The organism is Roseomonas genomospecies 6 (assembly GCF_008365375.1).
GTDB lineage: Bacteria > Pseudomonadota > Alphaproteobacteria > Azospirillales > Azospirillaceae > Azospirillum.
Genome location: NZ_QOKW01000004.1, coordinates 325,418 through 341,395, shown reverse-complemented (window position 1 = coordinate 341,395; position 15,978 = coordinate 325,418). Strand labels below are relative to the sequence as shown.

The window sequence follows — 15,978 nt, the reverse complement described above, 5'->3', positions numbered from 1 at the left end:
AACTCGGCCGTGAAACGCCTCAGCGCCGATGGTACTGCGTCTCAAGACGTGGGAGAGTAGGTCGCCGCCAGGTCACCACGGCACACGCCCGACCAAAACCGGTCCGGACGCAGCGGAACGTTGTACACTCGCTTGACAATCGGCTTCATGAACGACAAAGCCGGCGCTTTTCCGCAAGGGAAGCGCCGGCTTTTCGTCGTGTTCGGGGTGCTGGAGTTGGGTCCCCTCGCTGATCCTCCCCGCCGAAGGCGGGGGAGGGGACAAAAAAAGTGCAGACGGTTGCAGACGGGGGATCAGCGGGTGTCGAGTTGGGCCAGAATCGCTTGGGCCTCGGTCAGGAGGGCGTCCCGGACGCGGATGTATTGGTTGAGGGAAGCACCGGAGCGATCGGTCGATTGCACGGCGGCGATCTGAATGTCGAGCGCATCGAGATCCCGGTCGATGCATTTCAGCGCGTCGCGCGCCCGCTGCTCTTCCTGCGCATTCATGGCCATTCCTCCCAATATTGGTTTGGATACCCGGTGACCCGCGTCCGAATGTGGTACGGCTTTCTCTCTTCGTCTCCTTGGCATTGCTTTTGCTGAACACGGCTTTGTTCACGAGCGCCCGCTCGGTTGGCTGAGATGGAGACTACGATGGCGTCACGCGGAATCAATGCCGGATTGGTGATTACGGTCGCTCAGAGTGCCATCGATTTCTTGTGGTCCCACTGGGACGGTTCGTCGAAGACCGTACGCTCCGCGCTGATGGCTTCGGAGTTCTGGACGTTGCAAGCCTTTGGCGGGCATGGACAGTGGGTCCAGTCGGTCGCCCGCGACGCGCTGGTCGAATTTCTCGGCAACTACATCGACCGCCGGATGGATGTCGGCGACAGCGAGGATCGGGCGGTCGCCACCGCGGTCTACCGTCTGACCGGCAGAGCGGTGGGTGCCGTCTGACGGCGACTCTTACCGTCCTGCCTAAAATATGCTCCGGTGCCTATGCGATGAGCAGTCAGCGCATGGGCACCGGGCACAGAAGCCTTAATCGGCGTCGGACCACAGCTTCCCGCCGCTGGCCCAATCGCTCTTCTTCACGTCGTGGAAGATGACGTCGACCGCCTCCGGGCTGCAGCCAAGCACCTCCACGGACGCATCGGTGAGCGCCTTGGCGTAGGCGCGCTTCTGTTCCGGTGTGCGGCCCTCGAAAAGCTGAACGTTGATGAGCGGCATCGGTACTCCATCCCTTCTGTTGCGGATCGCGGTCCGGGCAGTTCAGGTCCTGTAATCCGGGCACAGCCGATCCAGGCGTCGCAGCAGCGACGGCCATTCCAGCTCGCCTTCCGGCTCCGGATCGGCGGTGAGCTGCCGGAAGGTCTTTTCGCACAACTCCGCCGACGGCAACACCAGTTCCGCGCCGGTCGCCTGTGCGGCGAGTTGCATCCGGCAAGCCTTGTCCAGCATGTCCATCAGGCAGAAGGCCTCCGCCACCGTGCGGCCGGTCACCAGACTGCCGTGATTGTGAAGCAGCATCGCCCGGCAGGTCCCGAGATTCGCGGCGAGGCGGACCTTCTCGCTTTCGGTGAGCGCCAGCCCCTCGTACCGGTGATAGGCAAGGTCGCGGTAGAAGCGCAAAGCGTGCTGCGACAGCGGCAGCAACCCGTCCTTCAGCATCGACACGGACACCGCCGCCTCGTTGTGGAGATGCATCACGCAACGCGCGTCTTCGCGCGCCGCATGGACCGCTCCATGGATGACGAATCCGGTCGCGTTCACCTCGTGGGGGCTGTCACCGATGATGGCGCCGTCGATGTCGATCTTGACGAGGTTGGAGGCCGTCACCTCGTCGAAGGTCAGGCCGAAGGGGTTGATGAGGAAACGTCCCGGCTCCCCTGGCACGGCCAGGGAAATATGCGTGTAGATCAGGTCGCCCCAGCCGCGCTCCGCGACCAGCCGGTAGCATGCAGCGAGATCGACCCGCGCCCGCCATTCGGCATCGCCGATGCCGGTCCCGGTGACGCGTGGTCCCGCATGGACGAATGATCCGCTGCTGTCTGCCACATCCGGCTCCCGCTGGCTGCTGAAGGGCGCGCAGCTTCGCATGGCGCGGGGCGGCGGTCCAAGCTCGGTGCGGGGACTATTCCGGACCTCGGAAATCCAGCGTGGGGAAATCCAGCGTGGGGAAATCCAGCGCGGGTCATCGTCCTACTCCCCCCTGTCCTCCCGGATCTGTTCCAGAACCTGACGCAGGTCGCCGGGGTGGAGGGGCTTGTGCAGGAAGGAGCAGCCGCGGCGCTGGCCCTCCAGAAGGGCGCTCTGGGCCGTTTCGCCGCTGAGGACCACCGCGGGGATCGGATGGCCGTACAGGCGGCGGACCCGGTCGATCACGTCGAAGCCGGACACTTTCCCGGGCAGACGCAGGTCCGTCAGGATGACCGACGGCGGGTCCGGCAGCCCGTCCAGAACCGCGAAGACCTCCCGCATGTCCCCCGCGGCGGCGACCGTGCAACCCCAGCTTTCCAGGATCATCTGAAGGCCGGTCAGCACCATGGCTTCGTCGTCCACGGCAAGCACGGTCATTCCGGTCAGCGACGGGCCGGCGGAGGCGGTGGGCAGGGCGGCGGTGGGGCAGGGCGGCGGTTCGGCCTGGGGAGCGGCGGCCTCCAGCGTGACGGAGAAGACGGTGCCGCGCCCGATGCGGGACCGCACCTCCACCTGGAGGCCGAGAAGCTCCGCCAGACGGCGCACGATGGCAAGGCCGAGGCCCAGCCCGCGGGTGGGATCGCGGTTGGGGTTCTGAAGCTGGTGGAACTCGTCGAAGATGGCGGTCAACTGCTCGTCGGGAATGCCGAAGCCGGTGTCCCACACATCGACGCGCCAGCGGTTGCCGCGCCGCCGCATGGCGAGCAGGAGCCCGCCGTGCCGCGTGTAGCGGATGGCGTTGGTCAGCAGGTTGCGCATCACCCGCCCGAACAGCACCGGATCGGTTTCCACCGTGCCGGGGCATAGGCGGGCGCGCAGGCGCAGGCCCTTCTCCTCGCTTTGCGGACGGAACTCCTCCACGAGCTGGGCCAGCAGCTCGTCCAGGGCGACCGGCTGCGGGTCGGGGGTGACGGTGCCGGCGTCCAGCGTGGAGATGTCCAGCAGCGCGTTCAGCAGCCGCTCCCCCGCCGTCATGGCGTTGCCCAGCATCTCCGCCGTGCTCAGCGCCTTCTCGTCGGCGATCTGGCTGCACAGCGCGTCCAGGAACAGGCGCATCGCCTGGAAGGGCTGGCGCAGGTCGTGGCTGGCCGAGGCCAGGAAGCGGGAGCGCGCGGCGGTCGTCCGCTCGATCTCGGCGCGCATGGACCGCTCCATGCGGGCGATCGCCCGGTCGTCGGGCTCCGCCTGCGCGGCCATGGCCATCACGCCGACCGTCTGCCCGCCCTGGATCAGCGGCACACCCTGAAAGGCCACGGGATCGAGGTTGCCCGCGGGCAGAAGCTCGACGCTGACCGGCCCTTCGGTGTCGCCGGAAAACAGCGGATCGACGGCGCCCAGCACCGCCGGCCAGACCGGGCCGAACCAGGACGGTGCGGGGCACCCGCCCTCCGACGGCTCCTTCCCGAGAAGGCTGCACAGGGCCGGGTTGGCGAAGAGCGTGGCGGCGTGCGGCGGCCCGGTCAGCACGAAGGCCGGCAGGGCGGCGGCGTGGCAGATCCGCAGCGCGTTGTCGACGCACTCCGTTTCCGCTGGCGCGGCATCGATGCTGGTCCTGTTCTTGTGCCGGGGCGTCACGTCGGTCTCTCTAACCGCTTGAGCTGGAGGTGCAGCACCTTAACCTTTGGTGTGCGTTGGATGAAATCGCCTGAAAGCCCTATGTTCCTATGCGGAAGGCAGTGGGTGGGACAGGCGGTTGAGATGGTCCTCCACCATGTATTTCCGGCGCAGCAGGGCCATAAGGCGGATCTTCAGAATTTCCATGGGCTGAGACTTTCCGACGAAGTCGTCGGCCCCGGCGGTCAGGCTGGCGGTCAGCCGGTCGTCGCCCTCCTGGCTGGTCAGGATCACGATCTGGAAGAATAGGCCGCGCCGCCGCCGGAACCGGTCGAACCGCTCGCAGAGCTGGGTGCCGCTGGTGCCGGGCATCACGAGGTCGAGGATCACGCAGTCCAGCCCGCCGTCCTCCAGCGCGGCCACCGCCTCGTCGGCGTTGCGCGCGGCGACGACGTGGCAGCCGTCCTCCTCCAGCTCGGCGCGCAGGAACTCGCGGTAGGTCGCGCTGTCGTCCACCACCAGGATGCGGGCGCGCCGCAGGATGTCGGCCACGGTCGGCGGGGCGTTGCGCCGGTCGAGCAGGGCCATGGCCTGCTGGACCACGCCCTGGGAATCGGCGGGGTCCACCCAGTGCACGTCGGCGGGGACGCCGGACCCGGCGGCCCGTTCCACCGGCCCCAGCAGGATGGCGGGGGCGGGGCACCGCCGCCGGAGTTCCGCCAGCGTGCGGGCGGCCTCGCCGTCGGCCTCCACCATCAGCAGGTCGACGGGCCGGCGCGACAGCTCCGCGACCGCGGGCTCCACCGTTTCGACGCAACTCGCCTCGATGCCCTGCTCCTCCAGCATCAGCTTCAGCAGCAGTCCCTGTGTCTGCGAGGCGATGACGATCAACGCCCTGGGTCCGCTCATGAGGGCTCCACTCCCGTCGAAACCAGTTCCAGCAAACGGGCCGCCATCTTGTCGATGGGCAGCTCCTCGGTAACGCCTCCCAGCCGGACCGCGGTCCCCGGCATGCTGTGGATGACCGCGGTGGAGGCGTGCTCCGCGATGGTGTAGGCACCCGCCCGGCGCATGTCGGTGAGGCCGCGCGCCCCGTCCTCCCCCATCCCGGTCAGCAGGACGCCGATGGCCGCGGCGCCGAAGGCCGAGGCCAGGGAGGTGAACAGAACGTCCCCGGACGGGCGCTGGCCGCAGACCGGATCGCCGTGGATCAGCCGCATCCCGCCGGGCTCGGCAGTCAGATGGACCTCGCCGGGGGCGACATAGACGTGGCCGGGCCGATAGGACGCGTCGGAGGCCAGCGCCACCGGCAGCGGCGTGACCGACCCCAGCCAGGAGGCGAAGCCCGCCACGAAGGGCGCGCCGATGTGCTGCACCACGAAGACGGGCAGGGGAAAATTGACGGGCAGCCCGCGCAGCAGCTTCACCAGAGCCGCCGGCCCACCCGTCGAGGCGGTGATCCCCAGCGCGCGGAATTGCCGTTTCGCCCCGGACGGCGGCAGGGGCGGGAGCGTGGGCGGCGGGGCGGCCTTCTCCCGTCCGCCGTTGCCGCCGGCATCCTCGTCCCCGTTGCCGTTGCCGATCCGGGGGCGCCCGCGCTGCCGGATCACCTTCACCTGGCTCATGATGGTGAGCTGGGTGCAGAGATGCCGCGCGACGGTCTGGTAGTCGGCCCGGGCCATGCTGCCCGGCTTTTCCACCACGGCCAGCGCGCCGGCCTGAAGCGCCCGCATGGGGATGTCCAGGTCGCGCACGTCGGAGGCGACGACGACGATGGGCACGGGATGGTCGCGCATCAGCCGCGTGGTCACGGCGAAGCCGTCGATGCCCGGCAGGCGGATGTCCAGCGACACCACGTCCGGCTTCAGAGACTCGACCATCCGCAGCGCCTGCTCGCCGGACGCGGCGATGCCCGCGAGTTCCAGCCGCGGGTCCTCGCCGATGACATGCGCGAGCAACTGCTGCACGACCGGCGAGTCCTCCACCACCAGGACGCGGATCTTGCGGGAGCCGGTCACAGCAGCCGCCGGATGCCGGCCAGAAGCTCGTTCTGGTCGAAGCGGGTCTTGACGATGTAGGCGTCGGCGCCGAGGTCCAGACCGCGCTCGCGGTCCTCGTCGCTGGCGCGCGAGGTGACCAGGATCACCGGCAGGTCGGAGGTCATGGGGTTGCCCTTGACGGTCTGGAGCAGGGTGAACCCGTCCATCCTCGGCATCTCCACGTCGCTGATGATCAGGTCCACGTCCTCCAGTTCGCCGAGCGTCTCGACCGCCTCCCGCCCGTCCACGCACAGCGTGACCCGGTAACCATGGGCCTCCAGGATGCTCTTTTCCAGGGTCCGCGTCGTGATCGAATCGTCCACGACCAGAATGTGCGGGCGCCGCCGCGCCGTCTCGTCCAGCGGCCGGACCAGCGGAGGCAGGGCCATGCCGGGGCGGGGCGACAGGGCGGCGGGGTTCAGCACCAGGGCCGGCGAGCCGTCGTCCATCAGGACGGTGCCGAGGAAGCGGGCGGCGTCGATCCCCACCTCCTCCGCCGGGGTGACCACGGAATCGCGGGTGGCCATCAGCGCGTCCACCACCAGCGCGACCCGGCGCCCGGCGGAACGCAGGATCACCAGGGCCAGCGGCGTCCCGTTGCCCTGCGGCATGGCCCCGTCATAGCCGAGGAGCGCCGCCAGCGGCGTCACCGGCACGTCCTCCTCCTCCAGCCGGATGGTCGGTGCGGGGAGGTCGGTGAACAGGTCGCCCGCCGGGACCCGCAGCACATGGGCCACATCGTTGCTGGGAAGCGCCAGGATGTCGTCCTGCACCGCCACGAAGACCAGCCGCTGGCTGAGCAGGCTGAGCGGCACCTCCACCGTCACGACGGTCCCGCCGCCCTCGCGCGCGGCGAGCGTCACCGAGCCCTGGAGCCGGGTGACCTCCCGCCGCACGATGGCGAGGCCCATGCCGCGCCCGGCATACTCGTTGGCGGTGGGTGCGGTGGAGAAGCCGGGCTCGAAGATCAGGTCCATCAGCCGTTCCGGCGGAGCGGCTTCCGCCTCCTCGGCGCTCAACAGGCCGCGCTCCACGGCTTGGCGGGCGACGGCCTCCCGGTTCGGGCCGCGCCCGTCGTCCTCCACCCGCAGGACGAGGCGGCGCCCGACCACCGAGGCTTCGAACCGCACGGTCGCCGCCGCGCGCTTGCCCGCCGCGACCCGCTCCTGCGGGGTTTCCACGCCGTGGCTGACCGCGTTGCGAGCGATGTGGAGGATGGGGTCCTTCAGCCGTTGCAGGACCACCCGGTCGGCCTGGATCTCCAGCCCGCGGATGTCCGCCTCAACCTCCTTGCCCTGGGCGCGGCTGATGTCGCGGATCATGCGGCCCAGGTTGCTGAACTGCGATTCCGCCGGAAGCATGCGGAGCTGCCGCACCTCGTCCTGGAAACCGCTGCCCCAGCGGCGCAGCGACCAGAGATGCCGGTCATGGGCGCGGTGCGCCGCGTCCAGCGAGGCGCCCAGCGCGCGGAAGCGCCGTTCGAAGGAGGACAGGCGGACCGCCACGTCGTCACTGGTTCCGGGGGCGGTTCCGGGGGCGGCTCCGGGGGCGGTTCCGGTCCCGGACGGATCGGCGGAACCGCGGAGCAGGCGGGGGCGCATGGCGTGCCAGCTCCGCTCCAGCGCGCGCCATTCGCCGCGCAGCTCCCGCAGTTCGGTGACCAGGGCGGATTGGTTCTCGATTTCCGGCAGAAGCCCGGCGGCGGCGGTGAACAGCCGCTCCAGCCCGGCGCTGCGGATGCGGACCAGCGCCGCGCTCTCGGCGGCGGCGGATGGGCGCGGCCCGGGAGCCTTGGCAGCGGCAGGAGGCGGGCGGCGCTGCACCGGTTCCGGCCCGCCGCCCTCGCCGCCCATGCGGGTGAGTTCGGCCAGAACCTCCGCGACGTCGACCTCGCCTCCTCCGCGGGTCGCCCAGGCCACGACGTCCTCGATGGCGTCCAGCGCGCGGCGCACCACGTCGCGTGCCGCCGCGTCGAAGGGCACCGTGCCGCGCTGGATGGCGAGGAAGGCCGCCTCCAGCCAGTGGGACAGCCGTTCCACCTCCGGAAGATCAACGGCGCGGGCGGCCCCCTTCAGGCTGTGGGCGCGGCGATGGATCTCCACCAGATCGGGGAGATGCGCCGGGTCCTTCTCCACCGCGCGCAGGGACTCGCGGATGGCCGCGAGATGCTCCTTGTGCTCCAGGTCGAAGGCGGCGAGCAGGCGCGTGCGGATGTCGTTCATGGCGCCCGCGCCTTCCGCCCGTCCCCGCTTGCGCCTTCGCTTGCGGTCGTCATGCTCACACGCGGTAATTCCGGACGGCCTCGACCAGACCCTGGCCGAGATCGTTCAGGTTGGTGGCCGCCCCTTCGAGCTGGCGGGTCCCGGCGGCGGTCTGGCTGCTCGCCTCGCGGATGTTCTGAAGCGCCTGGATCACCTGCTCCAGGCCGATCTGCTGCTGGTTGGTGCCGGCGACGATCTGCTGGAAGGCGAGCACGCTTTCCTGCACGCTTTCGGCGAGGTCGCGGATGGTGGACTGGGTGGCGTCGGTCTGGCGCTTGCCGGCGCCGACGCGCTTCACCGCCTCCTCCGTCAGCATGACCGAGGCGTTGATGCCGTGCTGGATCTCGCTGAGGTTGGAACGGACCTGGGCGGTGGCCTCCTTCGACTGGTCGGCGAGGCTCTTGATCTCGCTCGCCACCACGGCGAAGGTCCGGCCGTGCTCCCCGGCGGCGGCGGCCTCGATGGCGGCGTTCAGCGCCAGCAGGTGGCAGCGCTCGGCGATGTCGTTGACGGTCAGGATGATCTCGCCGATGGCCTGGGTGCGCTCCGACAGGATGACGATGTTCTCGGCGACCGCCTCGGCCTGCTCGCGGATGGCGTCCATCGCCTGGTTGGTGTCCTCCACCGCCTTCAGTCCGGTCTCGGAATTGGATGCGGCGACCTGGGCGTTCTGCGCCACGTCCTGGGCGCGGCGGTTGATCTGCGCGCCGGATTCGGTGATCTCGCTGAGCGTCGCGGTCGTCTCCTCGACGGCGGCGAGCTGCTGGGCGACGCTGGCCGCCTGCTGCTGGGTGGAGGCGCGGATCTGGGCGGTGGCGGCGTGCATGCTCTCCGCCGTGGCGCGGGTGGTCCGCGCCATGTCCCGCAGGTTGCCGGTCATCTCGTTCAGGTGGGTGCCGAGTTCGGTCAGCTCATCGTCGCCGGGCACGGTCACGGTCTTGGTCAGGTCGCCCTTGCCCACCTGGGTGACGTAGCCGATGGCGGTGCCGAGGCGCCGCGTGATCGAGCTGCCGATCAGGATGGCGATGGAGACGGCCAGGGCCACGACGATCACCAGCGCCAGGATGGAGGATCGCACCGCGTCGTCGTAGAGGGAGCGGATGTTCTGGCGTCCGGCCTCCGACAGGCGGCTGATGTCGCCGTGCAGGGTGGAAAGCTGGTTCGCCATGGCCACCCGCATCTCCTCCACCCGCGTCAAGCGCTCCAGAGCCTCCGGTTCGGCCCCGGATTCCACCCGCTCCAGCATCGCGTTGGCTTCGTTCAGCATGCGGTGGGACGTCTGGTCGAAGTTGTTGATCCGGGCCACCAGTTCGCTCCAGACGCGCCGGCGCTCCTCCGTGACGCCGTCGTCGGCCCGCGCGGCGGCGATGGTCTTCAGCTTGTTGATCTGGTCGAACATCCGCATCGACTCGTCGCGGTAGCGCTGGCGCAATTGCGAGATGTCCGGCTTCCGGCCCTGGAGCTGGGCCAGCGCCGCGGCGTGGGTCGCCGCCTCGCGGTAGCTGCGCAGGTTGCTTTCCGTCACCTCGATCTCGCGCACCGCCTCCGACACCTGGATGTCGTAGGTGGCGATGCCCATCATGACCTTCATGCCGTCCGCGAAGCGCATCATCTGGAACGCCGCCAGCAGCCCGGTCAGCAGGCAGACGACCCCGAAGCTGAGCATCAGCTTGTGCTTGACATTGAGTTTCATTCTTCTTTCTTGCTCCTCAGCGTCTCCAGGATCGCCGGCACGTCCAGCACGGCGACTCGGCCCCGGGTGATGGCGGTGACGAAGGGGCCGGCTTCCGGCGGAGCCTTCAGACGGGTGCCTTCCAGTTCCATCACCGTGTCCACGGTGCGCAGGCGCAGCGCCGCCGGCCTTTCCCCGCCGCGCAGCACGACGGCGAAGCCGCCGCCCGCGGGAACCGCGGTCCGCCCGCACAGCCGGTCCACGTCGAACAGGCGCATCACCCGACCGTCGATGGCGATCAGCCCCAGAAGCTCAGGCTGGGAATGGGGCACCCGCGCCACCCGCGGCAGCGGCACGATGCGGGAGAGGTGGCGGAGATCCAGGCCGTAAAGCCCGTCCGCTCCGCGCCCGACCAGCAGGGAGACGGGGGCTTCCGCCTCCGCCGCGGCGTCGGCCTCGGCGGCGGAGGGGACGCGCGCCAGATCCTCGGCGCGGCGGCGCAGCAGGGCGTCGGCCCAGGCCCCGCCCGGCGCCCCGGCGGCCTCCGCCTCGCGGCCCTGGCGGGCGAGCCGCTCGCGGACGGCGGCCCAGTCGATGCCGCCCGGCTCCTTGGCCGTCCCGTCGCCGGATCGGGTCCGGTCGTCCATCACGGCTCCTCACCCGAGAACCAGAGGTCGATCATGCTGCGCAGCTCGGCCACGGTCAGGCCGCCGCCTTCGGCCACCAGCTCCGTCGCGTCATGGGCGGCGACGGTGGCGCGGGCGTTGCGGAAATGGCGCTGCGCCGGAGCCAGCTTGCCGCGCCGCCAATAGGCCAGCGCGAGATGGTAGTCGGCCAGCGCGAAGTCCTGATCCAGATACAGCGCGCGCTTGAAGGCGGCGATCGGGTCGCCCACGCCAAGCTCCTCCTCCAGCAGGCCCAGCCGGAAATGCACCACGGGGTCCAGGCGGTTGCGCTCGGCCAGCGCGATGCAGGCGTCCAGCGCCGCCGCCCGGTCGCCGTCGGAGGCCGCCGCGGGCGGGCTTGCCGGGATGGGCAAGGGGGCGGGCTTCGCCGCGGTGGCGCGCAGGCGGGGCGCGGGCTCCTTCGCCGGGCTGGACCTCTTCGCGGGCTTGGGGCGCGCGGATTTGGACTCGCCAGATTTGGACCCGCCAGATTTGGACTCTGCGGGCTTGGCGTCCGCCGGGGCGAGGGGCGTGAAGACGGCCGGCGGCGCCGGCAGGGCCTCCGCAGGGGGGCAGCCGGGGCGCGGCTTGCGGTAGAGCGTCGCGCCCGGCACCGGCACGGGGGTGAACAGGCTGTTGACCTGCTGCCCCGTCTCCGCATGGCCGACCACCAGCCAGCCGTTGGGCACCAGCACCTGGAACAGGTTGTCGAGCAGGCGGGTGCGCGTCGGCTCGTCGAAATAGATCATGACGTTGCGGCACAGCACGACGTCCAGCGCGCCCAGGCCGCGCGGGTAGTTCGGCAGCGTCCCGTCCACGAGGTTGAACACGGAGAAGCTCGTCCATTCGCGGAAGCGCGGCTTCACCGCCCACAGGTCGCCCTGCCGGTCGAAGCATTCCGCCAGCACCGCCGGGTCCAGCCCGCGCACCGCCCAGTTCCCGTAGACTCCGCGCCGCGCCGTTTCGATGAAGCTGGCGTTCAGGTCGGTGCCGACGATGCTGACCTGCCAGTCGCGCAGCCGGTCGGCGAAATGGCGCTTCAGCAGGATTTCCAGCGTGTAGGCTTCCGGCCCGATGGAGCAGCCGGCGCTCCAGATCCGCAACAGGCGGCTGTCGCGGTTGCGGCGCAGGCATTCCGGGATGGCGACGGCGCACAGCGCCTCGAACTGCTCGGCGTAGCGGAAGAAGAAGGTCTCGCCGACCGTCAGTTCGTTGATGAGCGCCTGATACTCCGGCCCCCCCGGCCCTTCGGTGGCGAGCTGCGCCAGATAGGCGGCGAGGCCGGTCGTCGGCTTGTCCGCCAGGCGGCGGTTGAGGCGCTCCGCCAGGGCCGCGTCCTTGTCGGCGTAGTAGGCGAGGCCGGTCGCCCCGATGACGGCGGCCTTGATCCGCGGAAAGACGGGGTCGCGCAGGATGGCGTCGATGCGGTTCATCAGCGGGCCGTCTCCCCCACCGGCCCGGTCGCGCCGAGCCGGGCCAGCCGTTCATCGCCCATGGCCTGGAAGGCGGCGAGCAGCCGCCCCTCCGCCTCGGTCAGCAGGCGGGCGGGCTCGATCACCGTGGCGGTGCCGTTTCCATAGGGGACGGTCGCCACGGCGCAGCCGTTGAAGGTCAGCCCGGCGTCGGCCTCCGTCCGCTCCGCGTCGGGGACCGGCAGGACGTTGAACACCCGTTCGGCCAGCAGGGCCAGCGGGCCTCCGTTCCAATCGGTCAGGAACAGCGGCGCGTACAATTCCGCCGGCGCGGCCTCGAATCCGAACAGCAGATCCAGCCGGAGGACCGGAACGGCGCGGCCCTGGTAGCGGAACAGTCCGGCGACCGCCGCGGGCGCCGCGGGCGGGCGGTCCAGCCGGGGCAGGGGCAGGAACCGGCGCACGGCGTCCGCCGGCAGGGCCAGAACCCTGCCGGAAACCGAGAAGATCACGTACCGTGTCGCGGATGCCGTCGCTGCCATCGCGGGCGCACACCTTCCTATGCCGTCCGTTGCCGGGTCGATTCGTTGCCGGGTCGATTCCAGGGCCAGAGAAGCGCAGCCGGACCCTGTCCTCATTATTGGGTGGCACCGGGGTGCTTGAAACCGGCGCAGAACATGCCGCATCGCACATGGGATGGAAATACCACCAAAGGCAAAAGCCCCAGCCCAAGGTGGCGGTATGACGCCGGTCATATCAGGGAACTCCGGAAGGCTTGCTGTTTTCGCAATTGACGGTACAAACGTCCCGCCTGCCATCCCGGCCGCCATCGGGGCCGTGGCCACCGACCGGAGAGGGACCATGATCAAGGTTGTCCGAGCGAAACTGCACTGCTTGCGCGTCACCGACGCGAACCTGAACTACCAGGGTTCCATCACGCTCGATCCGGAGCATTGCGAGGCGGTCGGGATCTACCCGCTGGAGTTCGTGGAGATCTGGAACAAGAATTCCGGCGCGCGGATCAGCACCTACGTGATCTATGGGGAGCGGGGGTCGCGCTGCTGCGTGCTGAACGGGTCGGCGGCGCGGAGTTGCCAGCCGGGGGACGAGGTCATCATCGCCGCCTCCTGGTATTGCCAGCCGACGGAGATCGCCACGCTGCGACCGCGGGTTCTCACCTTCCACGCGGACAACCGCATCGACCGGGCGCTGACCTACGACGTCACGGCGCTGGACGGCGGGCGCTTCGACTTCGCGATCCGCGAGGGCGCTTTCCTGGAGCCGGAGCCCGCCTGATGCGCCGGTTTCGAATCCCCGCAAATAAAGAGGCGCCGCGGCGCGAGTCCGCGCGGAAGGCGAGCGGTGCGGCGTCTTGCGCGTTCTTTGCGAGGGATGAGGTGCCAAGTCCCACTTGAACGCGCGGCAGTTTTTGCCTACTCTACTCGGGTGGGAATGCGGACAGCGAGGAGTGCGTGTCATGGGCGTCGGCGGCATAGGGGGCTATCAGCAACAGGCCTACACGACTCCGTTGAGCAGCGGGCCGACGGCCCTGCAGCAGACGCGGGGAACCGATCCGAACCAGCAGGCCCAGAAGGCCGAGGAGGATCGCCGCCAGCAGGTCCAGGCTCAGGATCAGCAGGCGCAGCAGACCCAGCAGGCTGTGGCCGGCGGCGGCAACACCACCCCGACCCGCGGACAGAACCTCAACATCACGGTCTGATCGCGCGTCGTCCGTTCGGGGCCCGCCCGGCTGGTCCGGGGCAGGGCCCGCAGGGGAAAGGCGGCCAGCCATGGACATCCGAGCTGTTTCCGGCCTCCTGGCGAATCGGCCGACGACGGCGCAGTCCGTGGCCGATGGCGTTGCGCAGACCCCCGAAGCATCCGTTTCCAAATCCCGACCCCAAACCACGCCGGCAGCGTCTCCGTCCGATCCCGTCGTGGTCGCGGGCGGCTACATCAGCCCGGTCCTGCGCTACGACCAGGACGCCCGGCTGGCGGTCATCCTCTACCGCGACCGGTCCTCGGGCGAGACCCGGAACCAGATTCCGTCGGAACGGGTGGTGGAGGAATACCGTCGCACCGCCAGCCGCCTGGGCGTCCCGACCGACAGGGCGGCGGAGGACGGCACGGCCACGGCCAGCGGCGGGGCGACCAAGGGGAGTGCATCCTCCGCCGGAAGCACCACGCCAGGAGGCGCGGGCCGGAACGGACCGTCGGGCTTCGGCGCCACCGTGGCGAGCGACGCCTCGCCCACCGGCACGCCGCTCGTGTCTCCGGCAGCGACCGGTTCGCCCGCGACGGGGATCGCGTTGCCGGGAACTCCCCCTGGCGCTGGTTCCTCTGGCGCTGGTTCCTACGGCACCGGTTCCCCGGGCGCTCTGGTCTCCGTCACCGTCTGATCCGGCAATTCGAAGCGGGCGACCAGCGGGGCGTGGTAACTTTCCGGGGAATGGCTGACCGTGGCGTGGGCGATCAGCTCGTCCCCCAGCGCCTCGTTGTGGATTTCGGCGGAGCGGAACCAGCCCAGCAGCGCGCGCGACACCAGAAGATGGTCCAGCATCACGGCGTCCCCGCCGTGCAGCACGGTGAAGCGCCGCTCCTCCGGGACGGAGCGCTCCAGCGGCACCAGCGACCGTCCGGCGAGATGGCCGTTGCCCGTCTCGTCCAGGTCGGCGCGGATGATGCGGACGGGAGTCTGCTCGATCTCCGCGTTCAGGTCCCCGGCCACCAGGATCAGCGCCTGCGGATCGGCGTCGAACACCCGCTCCACCGCCAGCCTGGCTTCCAGCGCCTGCCCGGCCCGCTTGATGGAGGCCAGATAGAAGCCCTCCGCCCAGCCGCCGACGCTCTTCCAGGTGGAGGCGTTCTTCTTCTGCCCCGGCACGGGTGCGGCGATGGGCGCCCGCAGATGCAGGTTGAAGACGTGCAGCCGGCGCCCGCCGGGCAGCCCGATCTCCCCATGCAGCACCGGGCGGTCCCAAGTCACGGCGTCGCCGCCGGGTTGGGCCGGGTCGGCGGTGACCATGCGGACCTGCGGGGCGGGCACCAGATCCTGCCGGTACTGCCGCGCCGCCAGGATCGGCCAGCGGCTGACCAGCACGAGGTTGTGGCGGTCGGCCAGCCTGGTCCCCTCGCCGCCGGAGGTGCGGTGGAAGCCGGCGTAGGGGCCGCCTTCCAGCAGCCGGGCGAGCGCGCGCAGGGTCCGCGGCTCCCCCTTCGCCTCGCGCTGGCCATTCACCTCCTGAAGGCACAGGATGTCGGCGTCCAGCCGCTCCAACTGGGGGCGCAGCACGGCGGCCCGCTCCTCGAAGGACAGGTCGCCGGTGTCGTCCAGGCTTTCCAGGTTGAAGGTGGCGATGCGGATGGTTTGGCTCATGACCCCTCCCCGGTCGCCCCGCCCGATCCGGCGAGGGGACGCGCCAGGAACAGGTGGTTGCGGTTGATGCGCCGCCGCCGCCGCCGGTGCGCGCTCAGCATCGCCGTGGAGGCGACGAGCGCGGCATCCAGCCCGGCCCCGGCCATGCGCTGGGGGGTATCCGTACCATAAATCCGGTAGTGATAGGGATGGCCGAAGGCGGCCAGCCGCTTGGCGGGGGTGTCCATCGCCGGGTCCTCCCGCGTCGGCCCCTTCGGGTCATAGGGGAACAGCAGGACGGCGCGCCCCGAGGGCTTCAGCACGCGGGCGATCTCGCGCAACGCGGCACGGTCGTCGGGGACATGCTCCAGCACATGGCTGGACAGGACGAGGTCGAAATGGCCGTCCGGAAAGGGCAGGCCGGTCAGGTCCGCCTGCACGTCGGCGCCGGGGTTGAAACGGTCCAGCGTGACGTAGCGCCGCCCGTGCCTTGCCCGCAGCAGCGGTTCCAGGCAGGGTTCGGGGGCGGTGTGCAGGATGCGCAGCGACCGGCGCAGGATGTCCGTCCGCTCCGCCAGGAAGGTCCACAGGAAGCGGTGCCGCTCCAGCGATCCGCAATCCGGGCAGCGGGCGTTGCGCCGCCCACCCAGCCCGAAGGGCAGGAAACGCGCCGCCTCCCGCCCGCAGAGCGGGCAGAGCAGGGGACCGGCGGCGGGCGTCAGGCCGCGGGTGCGTTCATGGCGCGGGCGCTCGTACAGCGCCTCCCGCCGGTAGACGGCGGCCTCGTCGAGATTTTGGTCCGCGATGGTGGGCAGCAGGCGGGACAATCCATGGAGCATC

The 15,978-nt window shown here is 70.2% G+C and carries 17 protein-coding genes and 1 rRNA gene; 5 read left to right on the top strand and 13 right to left on the bottom strand.

Annotated elements, in window-relative coordinates:
• A 5S ribosomal RNA gene (gene rrf, locus DS843_RS32150) occupies positions 1–73 on the top strand; the annotation flags it as partial.
• 220 nt (positions 74–293) lie between these two features.
• Here the strand turns inward: rrf and DS843_RS08125 are convergent.
• A complete protein-coding gene (locus tag DS843_RS08125; protein ID WP_149468369.1) occupies positions 294–488 on the bottom strand; it encodes a hypothetical protein in 195 nt (64 codons plus the stop codon).
• Positions 489–635: 147 nt separating this feature from the next.
• On the opposite strand from DS843_RS08125, the gene DS843_RS08120 reads away from it, so the two are divergent.
• On the top strand, positions 636–938 hold the full coding sequence (locus tag DS843_RS08120; RefSeq protein WP_149468368.1) for a hypothetical protein: 303 nt from the start codon (positions 636–638) through the stop codon (positions 936–938).
• 84 nt (positions 939–1,022) lie between these two features.
• Here DS843_RS08120 and DS843_RS08115 read toward each other — a convergent pair whose 3' ends face one another.
• The 10 genes from DS843_RS08115 to DS843_RS08070 form a co-directional block, all read right to left on the bottom strand.
• The gene (locus DS843_RS08115) at positions 1,023–1,211 is read right to left on the bottom strand and encodes a 4-oxalocrotonate tautomerase (protein ID WP_149468367.1); all 189 of its coding nucleotides are present in this window, start codon (positions 1,209–1,211) and stop codon (positions 1,023–1,025) included.
• 42 nt (positions 1,212–1,253) lie between these two features.
• The gene (locus DS843_RS08110) at positions 1,254–2,039 is read right to left on the bottom strand and encodes a class II aldolase/adducin family protein (protein ID WP_149468366.1); all 786 of its coding nucleotides are present in this window, start codon (positions 2,037–2,039) and stop codon (positions 1,254–1,256) included.
• A 144-nt stretch (positions 2,040–2,183) separates the two neighbouring features.
• Entirely contained in the window at positions 2,184–3,755 is a 1,572-nt protein-coding gene (locus tag DS843_RS08105) for an ATP-binding response regulator (RefSeq protein ID WP_149468365.1), read from the bottom strand.
• 87 nt (positions 3,756–3,842) lie between these two features.
• Positions 3,843–4,643 carry a response regulator gene (locus DS843_RS08100; RefSeq protein ID WP_149468364.1) on the bottom strand — a complete coding sequence of 267 codons (801 nt, stop codon included), beginning with the start codon at positions 4,641–4,643 and terminating at the stop codon, positions 3,843–3,845.
• Positions 4,640–5,752: a chemotaxis protein CheB gene (locus tag DS843_RS08095; protein WP_149468363.1), complete on the bottom strand. Its 1,113-nt coding sequence runs from the start codon at positions 5,750–5,752 to the stop codon at positions 4,640–4,642. Before DS843_RS08095 ends, DS843_RS08100 begins: the two co-directional genes overlap by 4 nt.
• Positions 5,749–7,995 (bottom strand): hybrid sensor histidine kinase/response regulator, encoded by a 2,247-nt coding sequence (locus DS843_RS08090; protein WP_149468362.1) that lies wholly within the window; start codon positions 7,993–7,995, stop codon positions 5,749–5,751. The genes DS843_RS08095 and DS843_RS08090 overlap by 4 nt, the downstream gene beginning before the upstream one ends.
• A gap of 55 nt (positions 7,996–8,050) precedes the next feature.
• Positions 8,051–9,727: a methyl-accepting chemotaxis protein gene (locus DS843_RS08085; RefSeq protein WP_149468361.1), complete on the bottom strand. Its 1,677-nt coding sequence runs from the start codon at positions 9,725–9,727 to the stop codon at positions 8,051–8,053.
• Positions 9,724–10,353, bottom strand: coding sequence for a chemotaxis protein CheW (locus DS843_RS08080; protein WP_149468360.1), 630 nt, complete (start codon positions 10,351–10,353; stop codon positions 9,724–9,726). Before DS843_RS08080 ends, DS843_RS08085 begins: the two co-directional genes overlap by 4 nt.
• A complete protein-coding gene (locus tag DS843_RS08075) occupies positions 10,353–11,804 on the bottom strand; it encodes a CheR family methyltransferase (RefSeq protein ID WP_149468359.1) in 1,452 nt (483 codons plus the stop codon). Before DS843_RS08075 ends, DS843_RS08080 begins: the two co-directional genes overlap by 1 nt.
• The gene (locus tag DS843_RS08070; protein WP_149468358.1) at positions 11,804–12,325 is read right to left on the bottom strand and encodes a chemotaxis protein CheW; all 522 of its coding nucleotides are present in this window, start codon (positions 12,323–12,325) and stop codon (positions 11,804–11,806) included. The genes DS843_RS08075 and DS843_RS08070 overlap by 1 nt, the downstream gene beginning before the upstream one ends.
• 319 nt (positions 12,326–12,644) lie before the next feature.
• Here DS843_RS08070 and panD point away from each other — a divergent pair, with 319 nt between their 5' ends.
• From panD to DS843_RS08055, 3 genes are all read left to right on the top strand, one after another.
• Entirely contained in the window at positions 12,645–13,079 is a 435-nt protein-coding gene (panD, locus tag DS843_RS08065) for an aspartate 1-decarboxylase (protein ID WP_149468357.1), read from the top strand.
• A 181-nt stretch (positions 13,080–13,260) separates the two neighbouring features.
• The gene (locus tag DS843_RS31105; RefSeq protein ID WP_167525232.1) at positions 13,261–13,503 is read left to right on the top strand and encodes a hypothetical protein; all 243 of its coding nucleotides are present in this window, start codon (positions 13,261–13,263) and stop codon (positions 13,501–13,503) included.
• A 217-nt stretch (positions 13,504–13,720) separates the two neighbouring features.
• Positions 13,721–14,182, top strand: a complete 462-nt coding sequence (locus tag DS843_RS08055) for a TrbL/VirB6 family protein (RefSeq protein ID WP_286191997.1) — start codon at positions 13,721–13,723, stop codon at positions 14,180–14,182.
• Here DS843_RS08055 and DS843_RS08050 read toward each other — a convergent pair.
• Positions 14,137–15,159 carry an endonuclease/exonuclease/phosphatase family protein gene (locus DS843_RS08050; protein WP_149468355.1) on the bottom strand — a complete coding sequence of 341 codons (1,023 nt, stop codon included), beginning with the start codon at positions 15,157–15,159 and terminating at the stop codon, positions 14,137–14,139. The two genes, DS843_RS08055 and DS843_RS08050, sit on opposite strands and share 46 nt — an antisense overlap.
• A complete protein-coding gene (locus tag DS843_RS08045) occupies positions 15,156–15,977 on the bottom strand; it encodes a class I SAM-dependent methyltransferase (RefSeq protein ID WP_149468354.1) in 822 nt (273 codons plus the stop codon). The genes DS843_RS08050 and DS843_RS08045 overlap by 4 nt, the downstream gene beginning before the upstream one ends.
• Position 15,978 lies beyond the last annotated feature (1 nt).

Bases quoted from the DNA above. Each gene is read 5' to 3' on its own strand.
- DS843_RS08125 (WP_149468369.1), bottom strand. From the start codon at position 488: ATGAATGCGCAGGAAGAGCAGCGGGCGCGCGACGCGCTGAAATGCATC.
- DS843_RS08120 (WP_149468368.1), top strand. From the start codon at position 636: ATGGCGTCACGCGGAATCAATGCCGGATTGGTGATTACGGTCGCTCAG.
- DS843_RS08115 (WP_149468367.1), bottom strand. From the start codon at position 1,211: ATGCCGCTCATCAACGTTCAGCTTTTCGAGGGCCGCACACCGGAACAG.
- DS843_RS08100 (WP_149468364.1), bottom strand. From the start codon at position 4,643: ATGAGCGGACCCAGGGCGTTGATCGTCATCGCCTCGCAGACACAGGGA.
- DS843_RS08090 (WP_149468362.1), bottom strand. From the start codon at position 7,995: ATGAACGACATCCGCACGCGCCTGCTCGCCGCCTTCGACCTGGAGCAC.
- DS843_RS08085 (WP_149468361.1), bottom strand. From the start codon at position 9,727: ATGAAACTCAATGTCAAGCACAAGCTGATGCTCAGCTTCGGGGTCGTC.
- DS843_RS08080 (WP_149468360.1), bottom strand. From the start codon at position 10,353: ATGGACGACCGGACCCGATCCGGCGACGGGACGGCCAAGGAGCCGGGC.
- DS843_RS08075 (WP_149468359.1), bottom strand. From the start codon at position 11,804: ATGAACCGCATCGACGCCATCCTGCGCGACCCCGTCTTTCCGCGGATC.
- DS843_RS08070 (WP_149468358.1), bottom strand. From the start codon at position 12,325: ATGGCAGCGACGGCATCCGCGACACGGTACGTGATCTTCTCGGTTTCC.
- panD (WP_149468357.1), top strand. From the start codon at position 12,645: ATGATCAAGGTTGTCCGAGCGAAACTGCACTGCTTGCGCGTCACCGAC.
- DS843_RS31105 (WP_167525232.1), top strand. From the start codon at position 13,261: ATGGGCGTCGGCGGCATAGGGGGCTATCAGCAACAGGCCTACACGACT.
- DS843_RS08050 (WP_149468355.1), bottom strand. From the start codon at position 15,159: ATGAGCCAAACCATCCGCATCGCCACCTTCAACCTGGAAAGCCTGGAC.
- DS843_RS08045 (WP_149468354.1), bottom strand. From the start codon at position 15,977: ATGCTCCATGGATTGTCCCGCCTGCTGCCCACCATCGCGGACCAAAAT.